The 4329-nt window shown below is 72.1% G+C and carries 1 protein-coding gene and 1 pseudogene; both read right to left on the bottom strand.

Annotation, left to right across the window (positions count from 1 at the left end; translation table 11 throughout):
• Window positions 1-2406 (bottom strand): annotated as a pseudogene (locus HUU94_RS11960) (translocation/assembly module TamB domain-containing protein); the annotation flags it as partial.
• Entirely contained in the window at window positions 2406-4328 is a 1923-nt protein-coding gene (locus tag HUU94_RS11955) for an autotransporter assembly complex protein TamA (protein WP_438827125.1), read from the bottom strand. The gene HUU94_RS11955 and the pseudogene HUU94_RS11960, both read right to left, overlap by 1 nt.
• Between the last annotated feature and the right edge of the window lies 1 nt (window position 4329).

Below are 4329 nucleotides of genomic sequence, written 5' to 3'. Positions count from 1 at the left end.
GCCGAGCACGACGCTGATCCGCTGAGGGGCGAGCGTGGCATCGGCGCGGAGCGAGAAGCTGCGTCCGCGCGCGCCCGCGGCGACGACGCTGACCGTGCCGCGCCCGGCGACGAGATTGGCACCGAGGCCGAAGCGCGCGAGCTGGAGCCCGCCGCGCTTCACGCCCGCGAAGCCCGAACTGAGCGTCAGCCGGGTGCCCGCCGGATCGAGCAGGATCGCGCCGTCGAGCTTGCCCCGGCGCACCTCGATCGGGGTGGCGGCGGCGAGACGGGCGCCCGCGAAGGTCAGGTGCGGCTCGATCCTCTGGACATTGCCCTGCGGCGCGACGAGCAACGCGCCGCCGATGCCGCCGCCGGCGAAATCGAGCCGGCCGGTGAGGCCCGCGGGTTCGGCGCGGAGCAGGCCGTGCGCGCGTGTGCCGGTGACGGCGAGCGCGGCGATCTCGATCGTCGTGAGCGCGCCGGGCGGCGTGCGGATCGCGCCGTTGGCGGCGAAGGGGCCGAGATGGGAGCCGCCGCTCGCGCGGAAGGTGAAGCCCTGCGGGACGGGATCGAGCGTGACGCGCACCGCGCGGAGGCCGAGCGCGTCGACCGGATGATCGAACAGCAGATCGATCTTGGGATGGTCGATCATCCCGTCGAGCGTGATGCGGAACGGCCCGTAGATCGTCTGGAGCCCGCGTCCTGCGAACTGGAAGCTGCCGTCGCGGCGGCGCATCCCGGTGCCCACGATGCGGATCTGCGGGCCGGTCAGCACGAGATTGGCGAAATGCATCGTGCCATCGGGATCGCGGACGAGGTTGGTCGTCAGGTGCGGCAGCCCGCCCGCCAGCGAGCGCAGGAAAGCGTTGTCGAAGCGGCGGACGTCGGCGCGGCCCTTGCCCGCGACGATCGCGCCCAGCCCGGCGGGGCCGGGGACGACGGTGACCTCGCTATCGACGTCGACGATGCCGAGGCCGGGGATGAGGTAGCGCGTGAGCCCGCCCGATAGCGCGACATCGAAGCGGCCGGTGACCAGATCGACATGGAGGCCGAGCTTGCCCCTGAGCTTGTCCGAGGTGAGCGCGAGGCCGGAGCCGAGGATCTGCCTGGCGTCGACCGCGAGCAGGCCGGTGACGCCGAGATTGCCGAGGATGCCGCCCGCGACGCTGCCGATCCCGGTGACGCGCCGCGCGGTCAGGCGGATCGGCAGCGGCAGGGGAAGGCGCTGGATGTGGCCGGCGCCGGTGGCGCGGAGGGTGTCGAAGCCCGTATTGTCGAACGCGAGGTGGGGGGTAGTCAGCGTGTAGCGATATTCGGCGGTGCGGAAGGGCCCCTTGAAATCGACGTGGAGGCGGATGTCGCGGCCGCTCATGTTGGGGAACAGCGCGGAGGGCTGGAGCAGCCGCAGATCCACCCCCAGCGGCGCGAAGGCGCTGCCGGCGAGATCGATCGTGCCCGCCGTCTCGAGCGCGAGCGCGGGACCGGCGATCGCGAGGCGGCCGCTGAGCTTGCGATCGGCGAGGCGCGCTTCGCCGGCGACCTTGAGGCGCGGCGCCGTCAGCCGCTGGAGCTTGCCCTGGAGGAAGGGGGAGGGCGCGAGAAAGCCCGCGAGACCGTAGCGCCCGCGACGCGCGGCGAGCGCGAGATCGGCGACGGGCCTGCCCGACAGCGTCATCGCCGCGCGGCCGTTCCACACGCGCCAGCCGCCTTTGCCGCCGATGCCCAGATGCACCGGACGGCGGCTGCCGAACAGCCCGCCGAGCACGCCGCCCTCGGGCCCGTCGGCATGGCCGCCGAGCCGGAAGCGATCGCCCTCGGGATCGGCATCCATATCGAGCAGGACGCGATCGCCCTTGTTGGTGGCGACGAGCAGCCCGATCATCGCGCGCTTGTCGCGGATGTCGGCCCGCGCGCCGATCCGCGCCTCGGCGGGCGAGCCCGCGACCGCCTTGCCGAGCACAAGCTTGCCGACCGCGAGGTGGCCGATGCGGATGTCGAAGCCGGGGAGCAGCGGACGGTTCGGCGCTGCGGGGCGGAGGTGCGGCAGCCGCGCGAGCCGGATCAGATCGGCGGAAAGGCCGTCGATCGACAGGCGGTTGTTCGCCCAGGCCAGCGGATGCCAATCGAGCTTGATCTCGGGTGCTGCAAAGAATTGCCCGTCGAGATCGTAGAGGCGGACGTCGCGGAGCACCGCGTGGTTCCACAGCGAGCCATCGATCCGGCCGATGCGGATGCGCAGGCCGCTCTTGATCCGGAGCGCGGCGATGCGATCGGTGATCAGCCGGTGGCCCGGGCTGGTATCGACGCCGTAGATCGCGCTCGCGACGATCAGCAGCGCGGCGGCGATCAGCCAGCCGAGCGCGCGCAGCACGGGGCGGGGGCGCCCGGCGAGCGCCGCCTCCGCGATCGCCGGGGTCTCGCGCATCAGAAAGCCTGGCCCAGCGAGACATAGACCGCGATCCGCGATTCGCCCGCGCGGCGGTTGATCGGCGTGCCGAGATCGATGCGGATCGGGCCGAAGCTGGAATAATAGCGCGCGCCGATGCCCGCGCCGTAGCGCAGCCCGGTGAACTTGGGGATCGGCTGGGCATAGAGGTTGCCCGCGTCGAGAAAGGGGACGACACCGAAATTGCCGAAGCGGATGCGCGCCTCGATCGCCGCCTCGGCGAGGCCGCGCCCGCCTACGGGATCGCCGTTGACGTCGATCGGGCCGATCTTCTGGTAGCCGAAGCCGCGCACCGATCCGCCGCCGCCCGCGTAGAAGCGGCGCGACGGCGCGATATCGTCGCGCGTGATTCCCTGGATCGAACCGAGGCGGACGCGCCCGGCGATCGTGACCCGGCCCGACACCGGCACATAGCCCGAGGCATCGAGCTGGAGCTTCATATACGGTATCGCGCCCTGCCGCAGCGAGACTTCGGGGGAGACACGCGCGGTGAGGCGGTAGCCGCGCATCGGATTGAGCAGATCGTCCGACGTGTCATAGCCGAGACTGCCGGGCAGCGCGGCGACCAGATAGGTGCGGCGGCGCGGCGCGCCGGTGGCGACGATCGTGTCGCGCTCGTCCGACGCGACCAGTTCGGTGCCCGCCGACCAGGTCCATTTCTTGTGAAAGATGATATTGCTCTGCCGCTCGATCCCCGCCGAGATGGTGAAGGTGCGCGCGTTATAGGCATTGAAGTTGACGTGCGCGGCGGCGATCTGCGCGGTGAGGACATGATCGCGGCCGCGGAAATTGGCGCGCCGCAGCAGCGCCGACAGCGATTGCTCGCGCGTGCCGGCGACGCCGCGGAAGGTGACCGCGCCCTCGGGCGGGAAGAAGTTGCGATGCTGCCAGGAAACTTCGGCGCGCGCGCCTTCGCCTGTGCCGTAACCGATCGCGGCGGCGACGGTGCGCGGCGGCGCGCGTTCGAGGTGGACGCTGATGTCGACGACGCCCGGATCGCTGGTGGGAACAGGGGTGACGGTCGCGACCGAGACGAGCCCGGTGGCGATCAGCGCGCGGCGGAGATCGTCGAGCCGCGCCGAATCATATTGCTGGCCGGGGTGGAAGCGCGCGATTTCGCGGAGGTGGTGCGCGGTGAAGATCTGGCGCGGGCCTACGGGCGTGATCTGGCCGAAGCGCGCCACCGCGCCGAGCGTGACGGCGAGCTCGAGCCGCGCCTGGTGCGTCTGGTGATCGACGGTGACGATCGGATCGGCGACCTTGGCGAAGGGATAGCCCTGCACGCCCAGCGCGGCGCGGAAGGCGAGCGTCGCGGCGTTGACCTTGTCGGCATCGACGGGATCGCCGGGCTTGACGTCGAAGCTCTCGCGCAGCTTGCCCGCGCGCGGGCCGGCAGTCTCGATGCCGGGGAGGCCAACGGTGGCGAAGGCATAGGCCGGGCCGGGATCGATCGTCAGCCGGACGGTGGCGGCCTGATCGGGCGGCGCGGTGATGCGGCTGGCGACGGTGCCGTCATAATGGCCGAACGCGCGCAGCAGCTCGCGCGCGACCGCCTCGTCCTCGCGCGCGCGGAGATCGATCTGTGCGCTGTTGGCGGGCTTGCCCTCGCCGGCGTGGAGCGCGGAGAGCTGGTTGAAGCGGGCGGCGAAGCCGGGGACGGCGTCAGCCCCCTCGAGCGCGAGCCGGTAGCGGTGGAGCGTATCGCCGAGATTGGCGGCATCGGACGGTGCCGCAGCCGTGCCCGTGGCGGGCGCGCTGTCGAGATCGGGCCAGGCGACGCCCAACTCGGGGAGCTGCGCCATCGGGCTTTCGGGTTCGAGCGCGGGAGTCGTGGGGGCTGGCGCGGCCGGAACGGGCGGCGCGGCGGCCGGCGCCTGCGCACAGACGGGCGTGGCGATCAGC

The sequence above is a fragment of the Sphingomonas bacterium genome (genome assembly GCF_903644055.1).
GTDB lineage: Bacteria > Pseudomonadota > Alphaproteobacteria > Sphingomonadales > Sphingomonadaceae > Sphingomonas_I.
Note: the sequence above shows the minus strand (reverse complement) of the source record. Positions and strands in the feature narration are given on the sequence as shown.